Consider the following 20,949-nt stretch of genomic DNA (forward strand, 5'->3'; position numbering starts at 1 on the left):
GGCTGACCAGGACGGTCCGGGAACTTCCCCGCGTCGATTTTTGGTCTGCCCTTCGTGGTGCCCTTGAGCTTGGCCTGATGGCCTGCCGGCGCCGTCGAAGTGCATTGAGCCGGACTCCGGCAAGACCAGAGAAATCGACATGGCCATGATCAGCCTCAAATCCCTCGGCGTCACCATGAGTGCGCCGCTCTTCTCCAACCTCGACCTCACCATCGGCGCCGGTGACCGTCTGGGCATCGTCGCGGCCAATGGCCGTGGCAAATCCACCTTGCTCAAATACCTGGCGGGTGAGCTGGAAGCCACCACCGGCGACATCACCCGGTCGCGAGGCTTGCGCGTCGGCCATGTCGAGCAAGCCGTCCCCGACGCGCTGCTCGACCGCAGCTTCCACAAGGTGGTCGCCGATGCCTTGCCGCTCGAGCAGGCCGACAGCGAACTCTGGCGTGTCGACGTGGTGCTGGACTCGCTCGATGTGCCTGAGCATCTGCGCGACCGGCCGATGCGGGCCTTGAGCGGCGGCTGGCAGCGACTGGCGTTGATCGCCCGGGTCTGGGTCACCGATCCGGACGTGCTTCTGCTCGATGAGCCGACCAACCATCTCGACCTCGCCAAGATCGGCCAGCTCGAAACCTGGCTCAACGCGCTGTCGCGCGAGGTGCCGGTGATCATCGCCAGCCACGACCGCGCCTTCCTCGACGCCACCACCAACCGCACGCTGTTCCTGCGCCCGGAACAATCGCCGGTGTTTTCGCTGCCCTATTCGCGCGCCAGGCAGGCGCTCGACGAGGTCGACGCTTCGACGGCCCGCAGGTTCGAGCGCGACATGAAGGTCGCCCAGCAGCTGCGCCGGCAGGCAGCCAAGCTCAACAATGTCGGTATCAATTCGGGCAGCGACCTGCTGACGGTGAAAACCAAGCAGCTCAAGGAACGGGCCGACAGGCTGGAAGAGGCGGCGCTGCCCGCGCATCGCGAGCGCTCGGCCGGCGCGATCAGGCTCGCGAACCGCGGCACCCACGCCAAGGTGATGATCACGCTGGACGACGCGGCAGTGCAAACACCCGACGGCACGCTGCTGTTCAGGACGGGCAAGCGCCATATCTGCCAGGGCGATCGCATCGTGCTGCTTGGCCGCAACGGCGTCGGCAAGTCTCGCTTCATTGCGATGATCCGCGCAGCCATCGTCGAACCCGGGACGACGCCGGACATCAAGGTGACGCCGTCCGCCGTGCTCGGCTACAGCGATCAGGCGCTGTCGGGCATCGGCGGCGACGACACGCCGCTGGCGATGGTCTCGCGCCGCTTCGAGGTCGGCGAGCAGCGGGCGCGTTCGCTTCTTGCCGGCGCCGGCGTCGCCATCGAGATGCAGGAGAAAAAGATCGGCGCATTGTCGGGCGGGCAGCGATCGAGGCTGATGATGCTGGTGCTCAGGCTCATCAACCCCAATTTCTATCTCCTTGACGAGCCGACCAACCATCTCGACATCGACGGCCAGGAAGCGCTGGAGGACGAGTTGCTGAAGCATCAGGCGAGCTGCCTGCTTGCCTCGCACGACCGTTCCTTCATCCGCGCCGTCGGCAATCGTTTCTGGCTGATCGAGAAGCGAAGGCTGACCGAGGTCGACAGTCCGGAAGCATTCTTCCGGTCTGCCGCCGAGACCGGCTGAGACCGCGCAAGGCCGGCTCGTTGCGGGCCGGCCTTTTCGCCGTGAGAAGACGCGACGAAAAAAATCGGGCCATCTGTCGGATCGCCACCATGCACCTCGTCCTTGAGATGCCGACACGATGATGCCGGCATCAACCAGGGAGAGCTCATCATGTCGATACTGTCATCCATCGGCCGCATCGCGACCCAATATGCAGCGGCGCGCGCCCGCTACCGCAGCGAGCGTATGCTGCTTTCGCTGCCGGCCGAACTGCGCAAGGACATCGGTTTTCCGGAAATTCTCGACACGCGGAACAGCCGCCGCACGGCCGCCTTCTCAAGCAAGGTCATATGAAAGTGTCCGATCGTCCAATGCAACCGCCACGCGGCTTCGGCGGTTGCCCGGACTGCTCGGGCCCGGCCCTCAAAAAATATTCTGCGGCCCGTGTAGCATTGCGGTCGCCCCGTCCGTCTTTTGATCGCAAGGCCAGATCAACCCGTGAAGAGGAACACGTGAAATGACCGACCAGACCCCACCCCGCGCCAAAGTGCTTGGCGGGCTGACCCCCTACCTGCAGGTCGACGGCGCCATCAAGGCCGCCGAGTTCTACAAGAAGGCTTTCGGGGCCGAGGAGGTCTTTGCCTATCCGCCGGACGAACAGGGCCGCACCATGCATATCCATCTCTACGTCAACGGCTCGACGCTGATGCTGGGCGATGCCTATCCCGAGCACGGCCATCCGCATCAGAATGCGCAGGGCTACACGCTGCAGCTCCATCTCGGCAGCGACGATATCGATGCCTGGTGGCAGCGCGCGGTGGACGCCGGCTGCGAGATCGTCACACCGCTCCAGGTGATGTTTTGGGGCGACCGCTGGGGCCAGGTGAAGGATCCCTTCGGCGTCGCCTGGGCGATGAATGCACCGGTGAAATAGGCTGAGCCCGTCTACCCTCCCCTTGTGGGAGAGGTCGGATTGCCCCGATTTGCCCTTCGCAAATCGGTTGGCAATCCGGGTGGCGGCGCCAAGCTGGAACACCCCTCATCCGTCTTGTCGCTTCGCGACAAGCCACCTTCTCCCACAAGGGGAGAAGGAAGATCCTCACCAATAAGGAGCTCACCATGTCCTATGTCGATGGCTTCGTGCTTGCCGTACCGAAGGCAAATCTCGACGACTACAAGAAGCTCGCCAACACCGGCGGCGCCGTCTGGAAGGAGCACGGCGCGCTCGCCTATGTCGAATGCGTCGGCGACGATGTGCCTTACGGCGAGCTGACTTCGTTTCCGCGTGCTGTGCAGGCGAAGGAGGGCGAGATCGTTATCTTCGCCTGGATCGTCTCCGAATCCAGGCAGAGCCGCGACGCGGTCATGGCGAAAGTGATGGCCGATGAGCGTCTCAAGATGGATTGGTCGACAATGCCCTTCGACGGCAAGCGCATGATCTTCGGCGGCTTCCAGCCGTTCATCGAGCTTTGAGTAGCTAGCGCAAGCCAGGGTTAGCGGATCGCAACCCTTTGCGATTGGCCGAAACGCTCGTGAGGTCGTCATCCTATGGCGGAGCAAGGAGCGAAGCGACGCGGCGCAGACCATAGGATCCATGCCGTTACCTATAAGCGTCACGGCGGTGCAGAACGACCTATGTTCTGCGCCGCTTTTGCCCTTCGCGCGAGGTCACGGCATGGATCCTCGGGTCTGCGCGTCCGCTTCGCTCCCGCTCCGCCCGTGGATGACGAAGTTCAGGCGCTTCGGCCAATCGTTGACAAGTGTGCTAGTTCAGCCGATCCAGCAGCGGCTTCAGCCTGTCGCCATAGCGCTTCCACAGCTCGACCGAGCCCTGATACATCGGCTGGCGCACTTGCGCGGCGGACGCCGTGCGCACCGGCCGGTCGGTCTCGTGGAACGACAGCACCTTGTCGTCCCAGGGCAGGCCGAGATGCGCCATCAGCGCTCGCGTCTGCCCTTCCTGGTCGGCGACGAAATCCTCGTAGCGCACATCGTGCACGACGCCCGGCAGCACCTTGCGCCAGTGCGCCATGATGTCCGTGTAAAGGTTATGGAAATCGGCGAGCTCGCCGAGATCATAACCATAGCGGTGGCTGTCGCCGCGGAAATGCACCTTGAAGATCGAAAGACAGGTGGCCGCCGCGTCGCGCGCGCAATGCACGATCTTCGCCTTCGGCAGCATCATGTGCAGGAAGCCGACCAGCAGGAAGTTGCCCGGCATCTTGTCAGTGACATGGCGGAAGCCCGGATAGCGGGCATGCAGCATGTCGAGATAGGCCTGTCCCGCCTCGGCAAAGGCCTTGTCAGGCACGTCGGCGATCCCCGAGGGAAAGCCGCCCGGCATGCTCATCGGAAACTGCTTGCCGACCGCCGTCTTCAGGATGCTGAGCTCGCCGGCGCCGTAGACCTGTGGATGGCTGGCGATGATCTGCTCGACCAGCGTCGTGCCGGAACGCGGCATGCCGACGACGAAGATCGGCGTGTCGTCGGAAATGTCGCTCGGCCTGTGTTTTTCGAAGAAGGCCTTGTCGAATACCGCTTTCATCGCCGCGAACTCGTCGCGCGTCCTCACCGGATCGTAGTCGATGCCCTTGCGACGGATGGCGTTACCCTCGGCGAAATAGTCGAAGGCGCGGCCATAGTCCTTCAGATCGTCATTGGCCTTGCCGAGGCCGAAGGAAAGCTGCATGCGCGCGAGGCTGTCCTGCGGCGCCTTGCCGTGCTCGGCCTCCATACCGGCAAGCTCGGCGTCGCGCTCGGTCTGGCGCTTGACCTGCGTCAGCAAAAGCCAGGCTTTGGCCATGGCCGGAGCGATCGCCACCGCTTGGCGGGCGAGATCGGCGGCCTCGGCGAGCTTGCCCTTCTCCATCATGGCGACGCCCAGCCCATAGAGGAGCTCCGCATCCTTGGGCCGGATCGACAGCGACTCGCGGAAGAGCGCAATCGCCTCGTCCAGCCGCCCGGCCTCCTGCAGCGTTTCGGCAAGGCCGATGCGAGCGCGGACATGGAACGGGTTGCGGCCGATCGTGCCGCGAAAAATCTCCTCGGCGCCCTCGAACTGGCCGAGCTGCTTCAGCGACGAGCCGAGATTGTCGCGCGCTGCCAATTGGTCCGGGCGGATGTCCACCGCGCCGCGGAAGAAATCGACGGCGGCGGCGACGCGGCCGAGGTCGCGCATAACCGTGCCCATATTGTTGAGGAAATCGGCGTTCCTGGGCTGCAGCGTCACCGACTGTTCGATGAGGTCGAGCCCCTCCTCGCTGCGGCCGGTCTGATGCAGGAGAAGCCCGAGGAAATGCAGCGCCGCGGCATGGTTCGGCTGCTGCGCCAGCACCTGCCGATAAATGGACTCGGCCTCCCGCCGGCGCCCTGCCTGGTGCAGTTGCAGCGCCCTCTGCACATAAGGATCGAGCGGGCTCGCCGAACCGGCCTTGCCACTCGCGCCCGCCGCTCTTCTCTGATCTCTGTTAATGGGAAACCTGCCGTGTTTGTCCGCCCGCTCGACCTAAGCCAAGCGGGCGGCAGATTCAAGTGTTCGGCAGAACGCCGGCCCGACCTCGCCGAGGCCCATTGAGATTCAGGTCAGTCCGGCATTACCCGGATATCGGCAGGCGCTAGCACGGCCCATCGCCGATGATGCGATAGTCGGCTGCGCGGGCCTCGCATGCATTCGGGAAGGTGCGCACCTCGCCGTGGCGCCTGGCGCAGACCGGAGCGTATTCGCGCGTGCAGAACGTCTGCTCGCCGCCTCCACCGCCGCCGTCGCGGCACGGGCCATCGTGCACGATGCGATATCCTTCCCTCTCTGCCAGGCAGGCGTTGGCGAAGGTCTGGCGATCGCCGCCGCGGCGCGCGCAGACTGGGTCGCATTGCATGGTGCACAGTTGCGGATGCGGCCTTGGCGGGCGCGGTCCTTCGTCAGCCACGACCGTGCACGCCGCCAGCAAGGCGGACAGGAACAGGACGACGAGGCCCGGTCGCGAAACGATTGCCGCAAGAAATTGCATGGGGTTCTGCTGACCGCCGGGAGTGGCATCATCATCATCCTCGCTATTCCGGCATCAAAGGCAACCCCAGTTTGTGGATTGTCTTGACCGCAACGGCAAGGCGACGGCGGCTTCGCGCTGGCCCATGCCTGGCCCTTCTCTGGCCGATGACCGGTCATGGCGCCGGGTCTATCGAGTGCCCCTGCGTTGGACGCGCCGAGCGCCGCCCGCGGCGCTATCTTGCAACCATCACGTTTCCGTGTAATAAATTTCCTGTTCGGGCATTTGCGACCCGGAGAGCGGCACGTTTTGGATGACCCTTCCCCGATAGTGTGAATCTCTGACGGCCCCGTTTTTCGGCGGGGGCTTTGACCATGCGCGAATGCATGACTGCCGAGCAAACACCGGGACTTACCCAAGGCGCCATGCAGCGGGCAAGCCCACGAGACTGATACGGGTGAAGGAGTTTCCCCATGGCCCAGACCGGCACCGTAAAGTTCTTCAACGCCACCAAAGGCTTCGGCTTCATCACGCCCGACGGCGGCGCCAAGGATGTGTTCGTCCACATCTCCGCGATCGAGGCCTCCGGCCTGCGCACGCTCGTCGACGGCCAGAAGGTCACCTTCGACGTTGAGCCGGACCGCATGGGCAAGGGCCCGAAGGCGGTCAACCTCCGCGCGGCCTGAGCGGCCGGCGCTTGCCTGTCATCGGCTGACGAACGGCGCGGCAGGATCATGAGTGGGCTTCGCAGGAAGCTTGAATTTTCGAGGGCGCGACGGTTCCGTCGCGCCCTTTTTCGTCCGGCAAATGGCGGGATCGGCAAGAGAAAACTTTCTCTTGCCGATAGCGCTAAAATAAAGGACAAATTTCCTCTCGGGCAATTTGCCGGCCCGAGACTGACTTGATGGGATCAAAGGAGCTTCCCATGCCGCAGACCGGCACCGTCAAATTCTTCAACCATGCCAAGGGCTTCGGCTTCATCACGCCCGACGATGGCGCGAAGGATGTCTTCGTCCATATTTCGGCCGTGCAAGCGTCGGGCCTTCCCGGTCTTGAGGATGGGCAAAAAGTGACATTCGACACCGAGCCGGACAAGCGCGGCAAGGGGCCGAAGGCCGTCAATCTGACGATCGGCTGAGCCGGCTCAGTCAGATCGGGCGGAGATCGACCAGGCGGGGAGTGCTCCCGCCGAGTGTGGGGGCTTTGTTCGTGCGATGAAATCGTAGAGGCGGATTCCGTTCAGCCTCCGTTCAGCCACGGTCTTCTATTAACCTTTGCTAAAGCCGATCCGCATTCCTGAAAACACGCGGGCCGGCGCGAAGGAGACCGAAGATGAACCGAATTCTCAAGACCGCCATCCTGACCGCCGGCATTGCCGCGACCACTTTGGCCACCTTCTCGGCGGCCAATGCCGACGATTGGCGCTGGCGCCACCATCACCATAACGGCGACGCCCTTGCCGCCGGCGTTGTCGGCCTCGCGGCAGGCGCCCTTATCGGCAGTGCGCTCAGCAACCCCGGGCCGAGATATTACGACCCGGCCTATGATGACGACTACTATACCAGCTATCGGCCCGTTCGCCGCTACTATGTGGAGCCTCGGGTCGTCTATGCCGATCGCTATGCCGAGCCGTGGACCCGCGCCTGGTACGAGTATTGCTCGGACCGTTACCGCACCTTCAATTCCCGCACCGGCACCTTCACCGGCAGTGACGGCGAGCAGCATTTCTGCATCGCTAACTAATATTTGAGGTTCCCTGCCCAGCAAAAGCGCCGCCTTCCAGCGGCGCTTTTCTTTTGGATGCAGATCAGACCAAAAACGGATTGGTCCGCCGCTCCTCGCCGAACCGGCCGCCCGGGCCGTGGCCGCAGATGAAGCCGATGTCGTCGCCGAGCGGCAGGAGCTTGTCCTTTATCGAGGAGATCAGCGCGGCGTGATCGCCGCCCGGCAGGTCGGTGCGGCCGATCGAGCCGCGAAACAGCACGTCGCCGACATGGGCGAACTTGGCCGCGGGGTTGTAGTAGACGACATGGCCCGGCGCGTGCCCCGGACAATGCAGCACCTCGAACACGTGCTGCCCGAAGGATACCGTGTCGCCTTCGCCGAGGAACCGATCGGGCACGCAATTGCGCACGGGACCCGCCAGCCCGAAACGCCTGGCCTGGTTCTCGAGATTGGCAAGCAACGGCCGATCGGCCTCGTGCGGCCCGACGATATCGACGCCCAGCGCATCCTTCAGCTCCATCGCGCCGCCGGCATGGTCGATATGGCCGTGGGTGATCCAGATCGCCTCCGCCGTGATCGCATTGTCCTTGAGCGCCGCCAGTATCTTGTCGACATCGCCGCCGGGATCGACAACGACGCCGGTCCTGTCGTTCATGTCGAACAGGATGGTGCAGTTCTGCTGGAAGGGCGTAACCGGCACGATGCCGGCATTGAGCTGACCCATGGCTTGCCTTTCCCACGGCTTTCCTGTCGAAGCGTCGCCCTGATGTAGAGAGCACAGCGGACTGCGTCCACCGTCGGCCGGAGCAAATGATCCCCGAAAAAGAAATGGGCGGCCGTGACCGCCCATGCGCAGGCCCGAAGAGGTATGGGCCTATTTCTTCATGGCGCCCATGACTGCGCCGATGATGGCGGTCAGGATGGCGCCGCCGCCGGCGCCGCCGACGATGTTCTGCACGTTGAGCGCACTGCCCAGTCCGCCCGCTGCCGCCGCGGCCGCGGCCGGATCGACCGTGCCGCCGCCGAGCAGACTACCGAGAATGGCCGCGCCGCCGACGCCACCGATAGCGCCGCCGAGGATCTTGGGAAGCTGGCCCATCGCGGCCTGTTTCAGCGCCGCGCCGACTGCCTGACCGCCGATGACACCCGTAATCACCTGAATAACGATCGCAACAAGCGTGTTCGTATCCATGTACTAGTCCCTCCATAGCCGCCAGCCTCCTCGGGCCGACGCCATCATGAGACGCTGAATTGTTCGAAAGTCAAATGCGCGGGCGCTTAAATAAAAGGAGCGGCCCGAAAACCGCCCCTATAGGACAAAAAAGCTGTGACTATCGCTATTCTGCGGCGATGGCGTGCTTTGGTTGCACCGCGGCAGAATAGTCGTTCATCAACGTCTTGGTGATCTCGCCGACCTCGAATCGGTACGGACCAATTTCTGAAACCGGCGTGACTTCAGCGGCGGTGCCGGTGAGGAAACATTGCTCGAAGCCTTCCAGATCTTCCGGCATGATGGCGCGTTCGACCACCTCGAAACCGCGGTCCTTGGCCAGGCCGATCACCGTGCGGCGGGTGATGCCGTCGAGGAAGCAGTCGGGCGTCGGCGTGTGGATCTTGCCGTCCTTGACGAAGAAGATGTTGGCGCCGGTGGCTTCCGCCACCTGGCCGCGCCAGTCGAACATCATGGCGTCGGCGCAGCCCTTGGCCTCGGCGGCATGCTTGGAAAGCGTGCAGATCATGTAGAGGCCGGCGGCTTTGGCCTTGGACGGCGCGGTGCGCGGGTCTGGCCGGTGCCATTCGGCGATGTCGAGACGGATGCCCTTCAGCTTCTGCGCCGGATCGAAATAGCTCGGCCACTGCCAGATGGCGATGGCGCAGTTGATGCGGTTGTTCTGCGCCGAGACGCCCATCTGCTCGCTGCCGCGCCACGCGATCGGGCGCACATAGGCGTCCTGGAAACCCTGCTTCTTCAGCAGCGTGCGGCAAGCCTCGTCGATCTCGGCGACCGAATAGGGAATCTTGAAGCCCAAGAGGCGCGCCGATTCATGCAGGCGCTCATTGTGCTCGGTCAGCTTGAAGATCTGGCCACCATAAGCGCGCTCGCCCTCGAAAACGGCGCTGGCATAGTGCAGTCCGTGGGTCAGCACGTGGATCTTGGCGTCGGCCCATTTGACGAACTCGCCGTTCATCCAGATGAAGCCGTCCATTTGATCGAAGGGAACGGATGCCATGGAAACCTCCCGCGGGGGGCGCCCGCAAATCGTTATTGTCGTTAGCGTTTCGTGTCGACCGCGCCATAGGGTCTGAGGCGCCGGCCGGTGCCTGGAAACCTAGGCGGATATTCAACCCATGGCAAACTCAGGAAGTTCCGGAAAAACGGCTTTCGCTTGCCTTTTCGTTCGCAATCCGCCGAAAAGCTTGTCAAAAATTATCATTGCCGGAAAATTACGTCAACAGTACTGACATAATCACCCGCTTCGCATGGAGAAATGATGACGAGCCCCGCAGCCGGAAAACCGATCAGGACGGCGATCACTGATGAGGACGACATCGACTTTGCCATCATCGAGTTGTTTTTCTTCGCCTATCGCGACTTCACCTCCGATCCGGACCAGATCCTTGCCGATTACGGTTTCGGCCGCGCCCATCACCGCGTGCTGCATTTCGTCAACCGCAGGCCGGGACTGACGGTTGCCGAACTGCTCGACGTGCTGAAGATCACCAAGCAGAGCCTAGCCCGGGTGCTGAAGCAGCTGATCGACACCGACCATATCGTCCAATTGCAGGGCCCCCGCGACCGCCGCCAGCGTGAGCTCTATCCGACGGCCAAGGGCCGCGCGCTGGCGCTGGCGCTGGCACGGCCACAGTCACGCCGCATCCGTGCTGCATTGGAGGATTCCGGAACCACCGACCGCGCCTCGATCGAAAGATTCCTGGAGGCGATGGTCAATCCGGAACTTAGGGCGCAGATCGACATTGTGCCTGCGCAAACATCGGGGAAGAAGAATGGAGACCACTGAGAAGGTAGATCATCCGGCGGCGCCCGGCGATGATGCGCCGCATCTGCTGGTGGTCGATGACGACACCCGCATCCGCAATCTGCTCAAGCAGTACCTGTCCGAGAACGGCTTTCGCGTCACTGTCGCCGGCAATTCCGGCGAGGCGCGGCGCAAGCTGGCGGGCCTCGACTTCGACCTGCTCGTGCTCGACGTGATGATGCCCGGCGAAACCGGCGTCGATCTCACCAAGGCGCTGCGGGCCGAAAAGAACGTGCCTATCCTGATGCTGACGGCGCTGTCGGAGACCGACAGCCGCATCACCGGGCTGGAGGCCGGCGCCGACGACTATCTGCCGAAGCCCTTCGACCCGCGCGAGCTCATCCTGCGCATCAACAACATCCTGCGCCGCGGCGGGCCGGCGGTGACGCCCAAGGTCGAGCAGCTCGTCTTCGGCCCTTACACGTTCCAGATCGCCAAGCGCGAATTGAAGCGCGGCGGCGAGGCGCTGAAGCTGACCGACCGCGAGCAGGAAATCCTGGCGATCTTCGCTGCGCGTGCGGGCGAAACCATACCGCGGCACGAACTTGTCGGCGACGAATCCGATGTCGGCGAGCGCACCATCGATGTCCAGATCAACCGGCTGCGCCGCAAGATCGAGCGCGATCCGTCCAATCCGGTGTGGCTGCAGACCGTGCGTGGTATTGGGTATCGGCTCAGCGTGGAATAAACTGTTCAAATGCATGCCGTCCAAAAGCAGTCATCGGCTTCGGGATAACGACATGCAGACCAAAGAAGCGAAGCGCGCCAGGTATGGCGCGCTTGCGGCCCTTTGCTGAACGGCCATCGACGAGCGGAAGGGCGAATGGCGACCACGCAACTGGAAAAGCCGAAAGGAGGCGGCCCCAGCGATCTCGCGATGCGGACGCTGAAGGCGATGCCGCGCGCCTGGAATCGCTTCTGGCGCCTGGTCGCGCTCTACATGCCGAAGCGGCTCTACGCGCGCTCCCTCATCATCGTGATCGCGCCGATGATCCTGCTGCAGTCGGTCGTTGCCTTCGTCTTCATGGAGCGCCACTGGCAGACGGTGACCCAGCGCCTGTCGCAGGCGACCATCGCCGACATCGCCGCCATCATCGACATGATGGAGACCTATCCGCACGACGCCGATTACGCCAACATCATCCGCATCGCCCAGGACCGCATGCAGCTGAAAGTGGACCTGCTGCCGCCCGATCCGCTGCCGCCCCCCGGGCCGAAGCCGTTCTTCTCGATCCTTGACACCGCCTTGTCGTCGGAGATCACCAGGCAGATCAACCGCCCCTTCTGGATCGACACGGTCGGCAATTCCAACATCGTCGAGGTCCGCGTCCAGCTCGAGGGCAAGGTCCTGCGCGTCTTCGTGCGCCGCAGCCAGGCCTATGCCTCGAACACCCATATCTTCCTGATCTGGATGGTCGGCACCTCGCTGGTGCTGTTGATGATCGCCATTCCCTTCCTGCGCAACCAGATAAGGCCGATCCTGACGCTCGCCGAGGCCGCCGAGAGCTTCGGCAAGGGGCGGCCGATGCCGCGCGATTTCCGCCCGCGCGGCGCAGAGGAAGTTCGCCGCGCCGGCTTTGCCTTCATCCAGATGCGCGAGCGCATCGAGCGTCAGATCGAACAGCGCACCGCCATGCTGACCGGCGTCAGCCACGACCTCAGGACGATCCTGACCCGCTTCAAGCTGCAGCTGGCGCTGGCCGGCGGCAAGTCCGAGACCAAGGCCGCGCTCAACCAGGACATCGACGACATGCAGTCGATGCTGGAAGGCTACCTTTCCTTTGCCCGCGGCGAGGCGGCGGAAGACACCGGCCGCTTCGACCTTGAGAACTATTTCCAGAAGCTGGGCGAGGAGGCGCGGCTGCGCAAATGCAAGCTGTCGACCGCACTGGCCGGCGATCCGACCGTGCATGTGCGGCCGAACGCCTTTGCCAGGCTGCTGTCCAACGTCATCGGCAATGCCTTCCGCTATGCCAAGACGGTCGAGGTTCATGCCAATCACGGCGGCGGCTCGCTGACCGTCACCATCGATGACGACGGTCCGGGCATCGCGCCCGAAAAGCGCGAAGAAGTGTTCAAACCGTTCCTGCGGCTCGACGAGGCGCGCAACCTCGATGCCAGCGGCACCGGCCTCGGCCTGTCGATCGCCCGCGACATCGCCCGCAGCCATGGCGGCGACATCAGCCTCGAGGACAGCCCGCTTGGCGGCCTGCGCGCCGTGATCCAGGTTCCCGCATAAATCGGGGAAGAACGGGGTTCATCGGCCCGTCATGAAATCATGGTCAAGAGCGCGCATGAAGCGCGCGACCTTTATCGATTCGGCCCTGCCGCCCCGCTTCGATCCCGCGCCTGCCCGGGTGCGCTGGAGCGAAGCGCGAGCTGCTGCCTGGTTGCCGTTCCGCCACCGCGCGGGCGCGCTCAAGAACCTCGCCAAAGGATCGCCATGCGCATCCTGATGGTCACCGATGCATGGCGGCCGCAGGTCAACGGCGTGGTCCACACGCTGGAACGGCTTACCGAAACGCTGAAATCCTTCGACGTTGAGGTCGATTTCCTGACGCCGAACATCTTCCGCACCTTGCCACTGCCGACCTATCCGGACATCCGCCTGGCGCTAACCACCCCCGGCCACGTCGCGCACCTGATCGATGGGCGCAAGGCCGACCATATCCACATCGTCACCGAAGGTCCGCTGGGCATCATGGCGCGCCGCTATTGCCGCAAGGCCGGGCGACCCTTCACCACCAGCTATCACACGCGCTTTCCCGAATATCTCAGCGCCCGCCTGCCGGTGCCGGAGAGCTGGGCCTACAACTGGCTGCGCGACTTCCACAATTCCGGACAGGGCACGCTTGTCGCTACCCAGTCGCTGGCGGACGATCTCGCCGCGCGCGGCTTCAACAAGCTGAGGCCCTGGACACGCGGCGTCGACACCGATCATTTCCGGCCGGACAAGCGCAAGGACACAAGCTTCCCCCGCCCCGTCTTCCTCTGCGTCGGCCGCGTCGCGATCGAAAAGAACCTGACCGCTTTCCTCGATCTCGACCTTCCGGGCAGCAAGGTGGTGGTCGGCGAAGGGCCGGAGCTGGCAAAACTCAAGGCCCGCTATCCGAGCGCGCATTTCCTCGGCCATCGCCCGAACGACGAACTGGCGGAAATCTACGCGTCGGCCGACGTCTTCGTCTTTCCGAGCCGCACCGACACGTTCGGCAATGTCATCATCGAGGCCTTGGCCAGCGGGACGCCGGTGGCCGCCTACCCGGTGACGGGGCCGATCGACATCGTCGGCGACGGCGTCGGCGGGGCTGTGTCCGAGGATCTGCGCGAGGCCGCGCTCAAGGCGCTTCACATCGACCGGGCGGAAGCACGCCAGCGCGCCATGCGCTACAGTTGGAAGGCCTGCGCCGAAATGTTCCTCGACGTGGTCGAGGAAGCGCTGGGAATGCCGCGCAAGCGCGCCGATCAGGATGTGGCGACTTCAGGTCGTCCCAGGCTTGTCCTAGAATAGACGTCCGCCGTTCGGCACTTTTCGCTCGATGGCGCCAAGCACCACGGCGCCTTCCTCATCCGGAAAGCCCAGCGTCAACACCTCCGACATGAACGGGCCGATCTGGCGCGGCGGGAAATTCACGACCGCAAAGACCTGCCGGCCGATCAGCGTCTCCGGCGTATAATATTTGGTGATCTGCGCCGATGACTTCTTCACCCCGATCGCCGGGCCGAAATCGATCTTCAGCTTGAATGCCGGCTTGCGCGCCTCAGGAAACGGCTCGGCCTCGATGATCGTGCCGGCGCGGATGTCGACACGGTCGAAATCGGCAAAGCTGATCTCGGGCTTGCGCTCGCTGCTGGAACTCATCGGCGATGTCGGCTTCGTTCAGGCGTTTCCGTGGGTTTCGAAGAGCACGCTGGACAGCGCGTCCTTTGCCGAAGTACCCGACCAGACGACGAACTGGAAGGCCTGGAAATAGCATTCGCAGGCCTCTAACGCCGAAGACAGGAGCACCTCGACCTGCTGGCTCGACGGCTCGACCCCGCCAGCGAGCAGCAGCGACTGGCGGAACATGATCGCGCCCTCCTGCTCCCAGAGGTCGAAATGGCCGAACAGCATCTGTTCGTTGATCAGCGACAGGAGCCGCATCACTTCCAGCGCGCGCGTTTCCGGCACCTTGATGTCGAAGGCGCAGGCCAGATGCAGCGCCTCGAAATCCTCCATCCAGGAGAAGGAGACGTGGTAGTCGGTCCAGCTGCCGGTCACCGAAATCGAGATCTCGTCGTCGCCAGCGCGTTCGAAGGACCAGTCGTTGTTGTGGGCCACCTGCTCGATGACATCCACCGGGTGGATTTCGCGGGAGAATTCGAGTTCGAGGAGTTCCATGAATGCTTCCTGTCGTTCTGAGAGCGCCGCCACACGCTCCGCGAGAGAGGGCACGCACAACGAACAATCTTGTCTAGAACTCGGACGGCCAGGGCTTTCCAAACGCAAAGACCCCAACCGGACCCCACCGCCCGGCGCATGACCCTGCTTCGAATCATGCAACAAATTCAGTCTATTGATCGGGAGTCGCGTGAACAGCCCAATTTTTCGCACTGCGTCATTCGCATGTGGAAAGGCGCTGCCAAAAAGATTCATGCAATGCCGGTAAGCGATTCACGGCAAAGCGATTTTTCGGATCGCGCTTTGTGGAAAAGTTTACGATTATTTTTTTGATCTGGGCTTCGCCGCAGCCGCCGGTGCGGCCTGCCCGGTCAATTCGGCGAGCTTCGCCTCGAGCGCTTCGACGCGCACCGCAAGCTGGATGTTGTCTTCCCTCGCCTTGACGGCCATCTCGCGCGCGGCCTCGAACTCCTCGCGCTGCACCACATCCATGGAGTTGAGCAGGCGTTCGGCCTGACTGCGGAAAGCTGTCTCCATCTCACGCCGCACGCCCTGGGCGGCCCCCGCGGCATCCGTCATCAGCTTGGCGAATTCATCGAGAATGCGGTTCGTTCCGGTCGACATGGCAAATCCTCGCTTGCTCATTTTGACGTAGTGGGGCTGAGCCCGGAATGCAAGCGCGCCCATTCAGACATGCTCACCCTACTGGCCCCGCGATCCAATAACTATTATTATGAGATGGAACTGAAGGAGCACATCATGGCCATCAGCGCAGACTTGGGCCACCGCCTGGAAGATGTCGTAAACCGGCTCGTCAGTTCCGGCCGCTACAATTCGAAAAGCGAAGTGCTGCGCGAAGGCGTTCGCCTTGTCGAAGAACGGGAGAAGCGGCTTGCCGCGCTTGACGCTGCGCTCGCGAAAGGTATGACCGATGTCGCCGAAGGACGAGTAAAGCCAGCTGAGGACGTGTTTGACCGCCTGGAGGCCAAATACAAGGCGATTGCCGAGAGGAGCAGGTGAGGCGGCTGATCTTTGCCGCGCAGGCCGAGGTGGACCTGGAGGCCATCGCAGAACACATCGCCAGGGACAATCCGTTCCGGGCTGTGATCTTTCTTCAAGAACTACGCAGCGCTTGCGTCGAATTGCGCGGGATGCCGGAGCGGTATCCTTTGGTTCCGCGACATCAATCTTCCGGGATTCGGCGCCGAGTCCACGGTAGCTATCTGATCTTCTTCCACGTCAGCGCTGAAACCGTTGAAATCCTGCACGTCCTGCACGGAGCGATGGACTACGAGCAGGTTCTGTTCCCCGGGACCTTATAGCGCACCCGCTTGCCCACCGCACCGACGCTGCCTTGACCCCGCCAAAACCCTGCCGCATGGTCCGCGCCCGAAAGACCACCCAATCGGGAGACCCTGTTGAGCGAATATTTCCTGCTGCCGCTGGCCTCCCTGCCCTTCCCCAACATCGATCCGGTCATCGTCCGCATCGGACCGCTGGCGGTGCATTGGTACGGCGTCGGCTACATCGTCGGCATTCTCTTTGCCTGGTGGTACGCCAGGCGGCTCGTCACCAACGCCCGCCTGTGGCCGGATGGCAGGTTGCCGATGAAGCCTGAGGACCTCGACGATTTCATCGTCTGGGCGGCGATCGGCGTGGTGCTCGGCGGGCGGACCGGTTATGTGCTCTTCTACGACCTGCCGCGCTACATCGCGAATCCGCTCGACATCTTCGCCGTCTGGCAGGGCGGCATGTCGTTCCACGGCGGGCTGCTCGGCGTCATCCTCGCCATGACCCTGTTTTCGCTCAAGCGCGGCATCCTCACCTGGACGCTGTTCGATGTCGTCGCGGCCGGCGTGCCGGTCGGCCTCGGGCTGGTGCGCGTCGCCAATTTCATCAATTCGGAGCTCTGGGGCCGGCCGACGGACGTGCCTTGGGCGATCGAATTTCCGAATGGCGGCCCATTCAACCGGCATCCCAGCCAGATCTACGAGGCGCTGCTCGAAGGCCTTGCGCTGTTCCTGGTGCTGCGCTTCCTCACCCATTCGCGGCTGAAGCTGAAATCGCCCCGCTTCGTCGGCGGCGCCTTCATCTGCGGCTACGGCTTGTCGCGCATCTTCGTCGAGTTCTTCCGCGAGCCGGACCAGCAGCTCGGCTATCTGCTCGGCACTGGCTGGCTGACCATGGGCATGATCCTGTCCTCGCCGATGGTGCTCGCCGGCATCTGGGCCATGGCCACCGCAAAGCCGATGACGCAACCGCAGGCGACATGACCGGGCTGAAGGAGCGCATTGTCGGACTGATCGGCGCCGTGGGGCCGATCCCGGTCAGCGAATATATGGCGCTCTGCCTGTTCGACCCTGAAGACGGCTATTACACGACGCGCGAGCCCTTTGGCGCCGCAGGCGATTTCGTCACCGCGCCGGAGATTAGCCAGATGTTTGGCGAGCTTGTCGCCGTCTGGCTTTACCAGGCGTGGCAGCGCGCGGCCCGCCCGCTCCCCGTCACTTTCGCCGAAATCGGTCCCGGCCGCGGCACGCTGATGAAGGACATGCTGCGCACCTGGTCGCGGCTCGACCCGGCATTTGCCGCCGGCGCTTCCTTTGCCATGATCGAGACCAGCCCGCGCCTGACCGAAATCCAGAAACAGACGCTTGCCGGGCAAAGCTCAGGCCTGACCTGGCATCAGAGCATCGAGACGCTGCCGCGACAGCCGCTCTTCATCGTCGGCAACGAGCTGTTCGATGCGGTGCCGATCCGCCAGTTCGTCTATGTCGGTTCCGGCTGGCGGGAGCGCATGGTCGGCCTCGATGACGGCGACAATCTCCACTTCTTCGCCGGGGCGGGCTCCGTCGACCCGGCGCTGCTGCCGCCCGGCGCGACAGATGCGCCGCAAGGCGCGATCGTCGAGGTGGCGCCGGCCCGCGCGGCGCTGATGTCTGCGATTGCCGAGCGCATCGCCGCCAACGGCGGCGCCGGGCTCTTCATCGATTATGGCCATCTTCAGCCCGGCATCGGCGACACTTTGCAGGCCCTGCGCAGGCACAATCACGAAGATGTGCTGGCCAATCCCGGCGAGGCCGATCTCACCGCCCATGTCGACTTCGCGGCCCTGGCCGCAAACGCCCGGGCGCACGGCCTCGAAGCGGAATTGACGACGCAGGGCGAATTCCTGCTCGGCATTGGCCTTCTGGAGCGCGCCGGCGCGCTCGGCAGCAATGCCGACGACAGCGCTCGGCAAGCGATCTCCGACGCGGTCGAGCGGCTCGCCGGCCCCGATCAGATGGGCGACCTGTTCAAGGTCATGAAGATCCTGCCGACAGCGAAAACCGGCTGACATCGGCAGGGAACCCGTGCAAGCTGGCCGAGCCTCTTGCCAGAGCTTGCCCACTTGCCCGAACTTCACCTTGACGAAATCCCCCACGCGGACAACAAACCCATCCATGCTGAATCAGACCGGACCCGATCCAGTACGTTCGCCTCTGCTAGAGAAGGCGCAAGGCATACGCCACGGCTATTTCACGCGCATCGGCGGCGTCTCCGGCGGCATCTACCGGGGGCTCAACATCGGCACCGGCTCGAGCGACGACCAGGCGCTGGTGGCCGAGAACCGTCGCCGCGTCGCGGACTGGATGGGAGTGCCGGCGGACCACCTGCTCACCGCGCATCAGGTCCACTCCCCCGATGTCGTCATCGCCAGGCAGCCTTTCGCCAGCCCTCGCCCCAAGGCCGATGCCATCGTCACCGACCGGCCGGGCATCGCCGTCGGCGCTTCGACGGCCGATTGCGGGCCGGTTCTGTTCGCCGACGCCGAAGCCCGCGTCATCGGCGCCGCGCATGCCGGCTGGAAGGGCGCCTTCACCGGCGTGCTCGAAAACACCGTTGCCATGATGGAAGGTCTCGGCGCCCGCCGCGACCGCATCGTCGCGGTGCTCGGCCCCTCGATCGGGCCCGACAATTACGAGGTCGGACCGGAATTTGTCGCCCGCTTCGTCGAAGCCGATGCCGGCAATCAACGCTATTTCAGGCCATCGGCGAATCCCGGCCACTCGATGTTCGACCTCAACCGATATACGGTCGACCGCCTGCGGGGCGCCGGCGTGATCGCCGAAGGCCTCGGCCGCTGCACTTACGCGGAAGAAGAGCTTTTTTATTCCTACCGGCGCACCACCCACCGCAAGGAAGCGGATTACGGGCGCCAGGTTTCGGCAATCGTTCTGGAGAAAGAGTAATGGCGCTGCATTTCGAACGTTCCGAATTCGACGCGCGGCGCGACCGGCTGCTGATCGAGATGGCCGAGAAGAAGCTCGACGCGGTGCTTCTGTTCGCGCAGGAGAGCATGTACTGGCTGACCGGCTACGACACATTCGGCTTCTGCTTCTTCCAGTGCCTGGTGGTTAAGGCTGACGGCTCGATGGTGCTGCTCACCCGCTCGGCCGATTTGAGACAGGCGCGCCATACCTCGACCATCGACAACATCGTGCTGTGGACCGATCGCGACGGCGCCAATCCGGCGATCGACCTGCGCAACCTGCTCAACGACCTCGACCTGCTCGGCGCCCGCATCGGCGTCGAATACGACACGCATGGCCTGACCGCCTACAATGGCCGCCGCGTGGACGAGCAATTGCAGACCTTCGGCCAGATCGCGGATGCGTCGGGGATCGTCGGCCGGCTGCGCCTCTTCAAGAGCCCGGCCGAGATCGCCAAGGCCGAAAAGGCCGCAAGCCTCGCCGACGATGCGCTCGACGCCGCGCTGCCGCTGATCAAGCAGGGCGGAGACGAGGCGCTCATCCTGGCCGCCATGCAAGGCGCGATCTTTGCGGGCGGCGGCGACTATCCGGCCAACGAATTCATCATCGGCTCGGGCGCCGATGCCCTGCTCTGCCGCTACAAGGCCGGACGCCGCAAGCTGACCAAGAACGACCAGCTGACGCTCGAATGGGCGGGCGTCTTCCACCATTATCACGCGGCGATGATGCGCACGGTTCTGACCGGCAAGGTCTCGAAGCGCCACCAGGAATTGTTCGACGCCGCCCGCGCGGCCCTGCTTGCGGTCGAGAAGGCGATGACGCCCGGCAACACCTTCGGCGATGTCTTCGATGCGCATGCCCGCACGCTCGAGGCGCACAATCTGACAAAGCACCGGTTGAACGCCTGCGGCTACTCGGTCGGCGCCCGCTTCACGCCATCCTGGATGGACATGCCGATGTTCTACCAGGGCAATCCCGAACCGATCGCGCCCAACATGACGCTGTTCGCCCACATGATCATCATGGATTCCGAAACCGAGACCGCGATGACGCTTGGCCGCACCTACCTCACCACGGAATCGACGCCGAAGCCGCTCTCCCGCCATGATCTCGACTTGATCGTACAGTGAATCCATAATGGTTGGCTCACGCGGGGGCGTCGTCACCAGGGAGTTTTCGGGCAAATGAGACGATCGCAGGTGACGACCGTGTCATTGCTTGCGGCGCTGGCGCTTGGCGCTTGCACCAATGCCAAGGATGTCCTCGATCCTTCCGCCGTGAAGCCGCCGGCGAATTCGGCCCAGGCTTTGCCGGCCACCCAGGGCACGTCGGCCACCACGTCCCAGACGACGACCTCGCCAGCCCCCGCGGCGACTGCGGTGGCTTCGACGCCCGCCACGCCGGCTCAGGCCGCCGCCATCGCCAAGACCCGGCTGCAGGTTGCGCCGATCGTCGGTGCCTCGGTGGAGGCCGCGGCACCCTTGACGGCGGAATTGCAGACGCGCGCCAAGCAACGTGGCGTGACGCTTGTCGGCAGCACCGACCAGACGGCGACGCATGTGCTGAAAGGCTATTTTTCGACGATGTCGGAGGGCAAGGACACCACCGTCATCTATGTCTGGGACATCTACGATCCGTCGGGCAACCGCCTGCATCGCATCAACGGCCAGCAGAAGGCGCCCTCCGTCGGCAGCGGCGAGGGCTGGTCGGCGGTGGCGCCGGCGACCATGCAGGCGATCGCCGACCAAACGATCGACCAGTTCACTGCCTGGCTCGGCAGCGGCGGCGCCGGTTGATCGACCAACCTGTTGCCGGCTTGCGATGTGGTCAGCCTTTGTTGCGCCTTGTCGAAGGATTCCCGATCACGAGGCTTGCAATACCGGCGCGGGCCGCTAAAAGCCCGCATAAAAGGCTCATGAGAGTCTAT

At 63.8% G+C, this 20,949-nt stretch carries 27 protein-coding genes; 19 read left to right on the forward strand and 8 right to left on the reverse strand.

The features are described from left to right. The first annotated feature begins 139 nt into the window (after window positions 1-139). The 4 genes from RFN28_RS23380 to RFN28_RS23395 all read left to right on the forward strand — a co-directional run bounded on the left by RFN28_RS23380 (window position 140) and on the right by RFN28_RS23395 (window position 3,115). On the forward strand, window positions 140-1,663 hold the full coding sequence (locus tag RFN28_RS23380) for an ABC-F family ATP-binding cassette domain-containing protein (protein ID WP_320289582.1): 1,524 nt from the start codon (window positions 140-142) through the stop codon (window positions 1,661-1,663). A 150-nt stretch (window positions 1,664-1,813) separates the two neighbouring features. Next, a complete protein-coding gene (locus RFN28_RS23385) occupies window positions 1,814-1,996 on the forward strand; it encodes a hypothetical protein (RefSeq protein WP_320289583.1) in 183 nt (60 codons plus the stop codon). Window positions 1,997-2,159: 163 nt separating this feature from the next. After that, window positions 2,160-2,576 carry a VOC family protein gene (locus RFN28_RS23390; RefSeq protein ID WP_320289584.1) on the forward strand — a complete coding sequence of 139 codons (417 nt, stop codon included), beginning with the start codon at window positions 2,160-2,162 and terminating at the stop codon, window positions 2,574-2,576. A gap of 185 nt (window positions 2,577-2,761) precedes the next feature. Further along, window positions 2,762-3,115, forward strand: a complete 354-nt coding sequence (locus RFN28_RS23395) for a DUF1428 domain-containing protein (protein ID WP_320289585.1) — start codon at window positions 2,762-2,764, stop codon at window positions 3,113-3,115. Between the two features lie 292 nt (window positions 3,116-3,407). Here RFN28_RS23395 and RFN28_RS23400 read toward each other — a convergent pair whose 3' ends face one another. Further along, a complete protein-coding gene (locus RFN28_RS23400) occupies window positions 3,408-5,042 on the reverse strand; it encodes a tetratricopeptide repeat-containing sulfotransferase family protein (protein ID WP_320289586.1) in 1,635 nt (544 codons plus the stop codon). Between the two features lie 214 nt (window positions 5,043-5,256). Next, window positions 5,257-5,649: a Kazal-type serine protease inhibitor domain-containing protein gene (locus tag RFN28_RS23405; protein WP_320289587.1), complete on the reverse strand. Its 393-nt coding sequence runs from the start codon at window positions 5,647-5,649 to the stop codon at window positions 5,257-5,259. A gap of 452 nt (window positions 5,650-6,101) precedes the next feature. On the opposite strand from RFN28_RS23405, the gene RFN28_RS23410 reads away from it, so the two are divergent. The 3 genes from RFN28_RS23410 to RFN28_RS23420 all read left to right on the forward strand — a co-directional run bounded on the left by RFN28_RS23410 (window position 6,102) and on the right by RFN28_RS23420 (window position 7,371). Then, a complete protein-coding gene (locus tag RFN28_RS23410; protein WP_006202520.1) occupies window positions 6,102-6,314 on the forward strand; it encodes a cold-shock protein in 213 nt (70 codons plus the stop codon). Between the two features lie 239 nt (window positions 6,315-6,553). Continuing rightward, entirely contained in the window at window positions 6,554-6,766 is a 213-nt protein-coding gene (locus RFN28_RS23415; RefSeq protein WP_040970978.1) for a cold-shock protein, read from the forward strand. A 194-nt stretch (window positions 6,767-6,960) separates the two neighbouring features. Further along, window positions 6,961-7,371, forward strand: coding sequence for a BA14K family protein (locus tag RFN28_RS23420; protein ID WP_320289588.1), 411 nt, complete (start codon window positions 6,961-6,963; stop codon window positions 7,369-7,371). 64 nt (window positions 7,372-7,435) lie between these two features. Here RFN28_RS23420 and RFN28_RS23425 read toward each other — a convergent pair whose 3' ends face one another. The 3 genes from RFN28_RS23425 to RFN28_RS23435 form a co-directional block, all read right to left on the reverse strand. Then, window positions 7,436-8,077 carry an MBL fold metallo-hydrolase gene (locus RFN28_RS23425; RefSeq protein ID WP_320289589.1) on the reverse strand — a complete coding sequence of 214 codons (642 nt, stop codon included), beginning with the start codon at window positions 8,075-8,077 and terminating at the stop codon, window positions 7,436-7,438. A 150-nt stretch (window positions 8,078-8,227) separates the two neighbouring features. Then, window positions 8,228-8,545, reverse strand: coding sequence for a hypothetical protein (locus RFN28_RS23430; RefSeq protein WP_292110113.1), 318 nt, complete (start codon window positions 8,543-8,545; stop codon window positions 8,228-8,230). Between the two features lie 145 nt (window positions 8,546-8,690). Next, window positions 8,691-9,584 (reverse strand): branched-chain amino acid aminotransferase, encoded by an 894-nt coding sequence (locus RFN28_RS23435; RefSeq protein WP_320289590.1) that lies wholly within the window; start codon window positions 9,582-9,584, stop codon window positions 8,691-8,693. Window positions 9,585-9,842: 258 nt separating this feature from the next. Between RFN28_RS23435 and RFN28_RS23440 the strand changes: the two genes are divergently transcribed. The 5 genes from RFN28_RS23440 (at window position 9,843) to RFN28_RS23460 (ending at window position 13,899) form a co-directional block, all read left to right on the forward strand. After that, window positions 9,843-10,373: a MarR family winged helix-turn-helix transcriptional regulator gene (locus RFN28_RS23440; RefSeq protein ID WP_430678709.1), complete on the forward strand. Its 531-nt coding sequence runs from the start codon at window positions 9,843-9,845 to the stop codon at window positions 10,371-10,373. After that, window positions 10,360-11,079 carry a response regulator gene (locus tag RFN28_RS23445; RefSeq protein WP_320289592.1) on the forward strand — a complete coding sequence of 240 codons (720 nt, stop codon included), beginning with the start codon at window positions 10,360-10,362 and terminating at the stop codon, window positions 11,077-11,079. The genes RFN28_RS23440 and RFN28_RS23445 overlap by 14 nt, the downstream gene beginning before the upstream one ends. 135 nt (window positions 11,080-11,214) lie before the next feature. Next, window positions 11,215-12,630 carry an ATP-binding protein gene (locus RFN28_RS23450; RefSeq protein WP_320289593.1) on the forward strand — a complete coding sequence of 472 codons (1,416 nt, stop codon included), beginning with the start codon at window positions 11,215-11,217 and terminating at the stop codon, window positions 12,628-12,630. A 55-nt stretch (window positions 12,631-12,685) separates the two neighbouring features. Further along, the gene (locus tag RFN28_RS23455; RefSeq protein ID WP_320289594.1) at window positions 12,686-12,847 is read left to right on the forward strand and encodes a hypothetical protein; all 162 of its coding nucleotides are present in this window, start codon (window positions 12,686-12,688) and stop codon (window positions 12,845-12,847) included. Next, window positions 12,829-13,899 (forward strand): glycosyltransferase family 4 protein, encoded by a 1,071-nt coding sequence (locus RFN28_RS23460; RefSeq protein ID WP_502572786.1) that lies wholly within the window; start codon window positions 12,829-12,831, stop codon window positions 13,897-13,899. Before RFN28_RS23455 ends, RFN28_RS23460 begins: the two co-directional genes overlap by 19 nt. Here the strand turns inward: RFN28_RS23460 and RFN28_RS23465 are convergent. The 3 genes from RFN28_RS23465 to RFN28_RS23475 all read right to left on the reverse strand — a co-directional run bounded on the left by RFN28_RS23465 (window position 13,891) and on the right by RFN28_RS23475 (window position 15,393). Beyond that, window positions 13,891-14,250 carry a tRNA-binding protein gene (locus tag RFN28_RS23465; protein ID WP_320274288.1) on the reverse strand — a complete coding sequence of 120 codons (360 nt, stop codon included), beginning with the start codon at window positions 14,248-14,250 and terminating at the stop codon, window positions 13,891-13,893. The genes RFN28_RS23460 and RFN28_RS23465 overlap by 9 nt on opposite strands. An 18-nt stretch (window positions 14,251-14,268) precedes the next feature. Continuing rightward, window positions 14,269-14,769: a type III secretion system chaperone family protein gene (locus RFN28_RS23470; protein WP_040970944.1), complete on the reverse strand. Its 501-nt coding sequence runs from the start codon at window positions 14,767-14,769 to the stop codon at window positions 14,269-14,271. 321 nt (window positions 14,770-15,090) lie between these two features. Beyond that, complete coding sequence (locus RFN28_RS23475; RefSeq protein WP_320289638.1) at window positions 15,091-15,393, reverse strand: accessory factor UbiK family protein; 303 nt, start codon at window positions 15,391-15,393, stop codon at window positions 15,091-15,093. Window positions 15,394-15,528: 135 nt separating this feature from the next. On the opposite strand from RFN28_RS23475, the gene RFN28_RS23480 reads away from it, so the two are divergent. From RFN28_RS23480 to RFN28_RS23510, 7 genes are all read left to right on the forward strand, one after another. Continuing rightward, window positions 15,529-15,789 (forward strand): type II toxin-antitoxin system ParD family antitoxin, encoded by a 261-nt coding sequence (locus RFN28_RS23480; protein WP_320289639.1) that lies wholly within the window; start codon window positions 15,529-15,531, stop codon window positions 15,787-15,789. Next, the gene (locus tag RFN28_RS23485; RefSeq protein ID WP_320289596.1) at window positions 15,786-16,091 is read left to right on the forward strand and encodes a type II toxin-antitoxin system RelE/ParE family toxin; all 306 of its coding nucleotides are present in this window, start codon (window positions 15,786-15,788) and stop codon (window positions 16,089-16,091) included. The genes RFN28_RS23480 and RFN28_RS23485 overlap by 4 nt, the downstream gene beginning before the upstream one ends. A gap of 96 nt (window positions 16,092-16,187) precedes the next feature. Next, window positions 16,188-17,042 (forward strand): prolipoprotein diacylglyceryl transferase, encoded by an 855-nt coding sequence (lgt, locus tag RFN28_RS23490; RefSeq protein ID WP_320289597.1) that lies wholly within the window; start codon window positions 16,188-16,190, stop codon window positions 17,040-17,042. After that, window positions 17,039-18,106 carry a class I SAM-dependent methyltransferase gene (locus RFN28_RS23495; protein WP_320289598.1) on the forward strand — a complete coding sequence of 356 codons (1,068 nt, stop codon included), beginning with the start codon at window positions 17,039-17,041 and terminating at the stop codon, window positions 18,104-18,106. Before lgt ends, RFN28_RS23495 begins: the two co-directional genes overlap by 4 nt. Window positions 18,107-18,212: 106 nt before the next feature. Further along, window positions 18,213-19,001 carry a peptidoglycan editing factor PgeF gene (gene pgeF, locus RFN28_RS23500; RefSeq protein WP_320289599.1) on the forward strand — a complete coding sequence of 263 codons (789 nt, stop codon included), beginning with the start codon at window positions 18,213-18,215 and terminating at the stop codon, window positions 18,999-19,001. After that, window positions 19,001-20,152, forward strand: coding sequence for a M24 family metallopeptidase (locus RFN28_RS23505; protein WP_320289600.1), 1,152 nt, complete (start codon window positions 19,001-19,003; stop codon window positions 20,150-20,152). The genes pgeF and RFN28_RS23505 overlap by 1 nt, the downstream gene beginning before the upstream one ends. Window positions 20,153-20,206: 54 nt before the next feature. Beyond that, the gene (locus tag RFN28_RS23510; protein WP_320289601.1) at window positions 20,207-20,818 is read left to right on the forward strand and encodes a hypothetical protein; all 612 of its coding nucleotides are present in this window, start codon (window positions 20,207-20,209) and stop codon (window positions 20,816-20,818) included. Window positions 20,819-20,949: the final 131 nt, after the last annotated feature.

It is taken from the genome of Mesorhizobium album, from assembly GCF_033977205.1.
In the GTDB taxonomy this organism is placed as follows: domain Bacteria; phylum Pseudomonadota; class Alphaproteobacteria; order Rhizobiales; family Rhizobiaceae; genus Mesorhizobium; species Mesorhizobium album.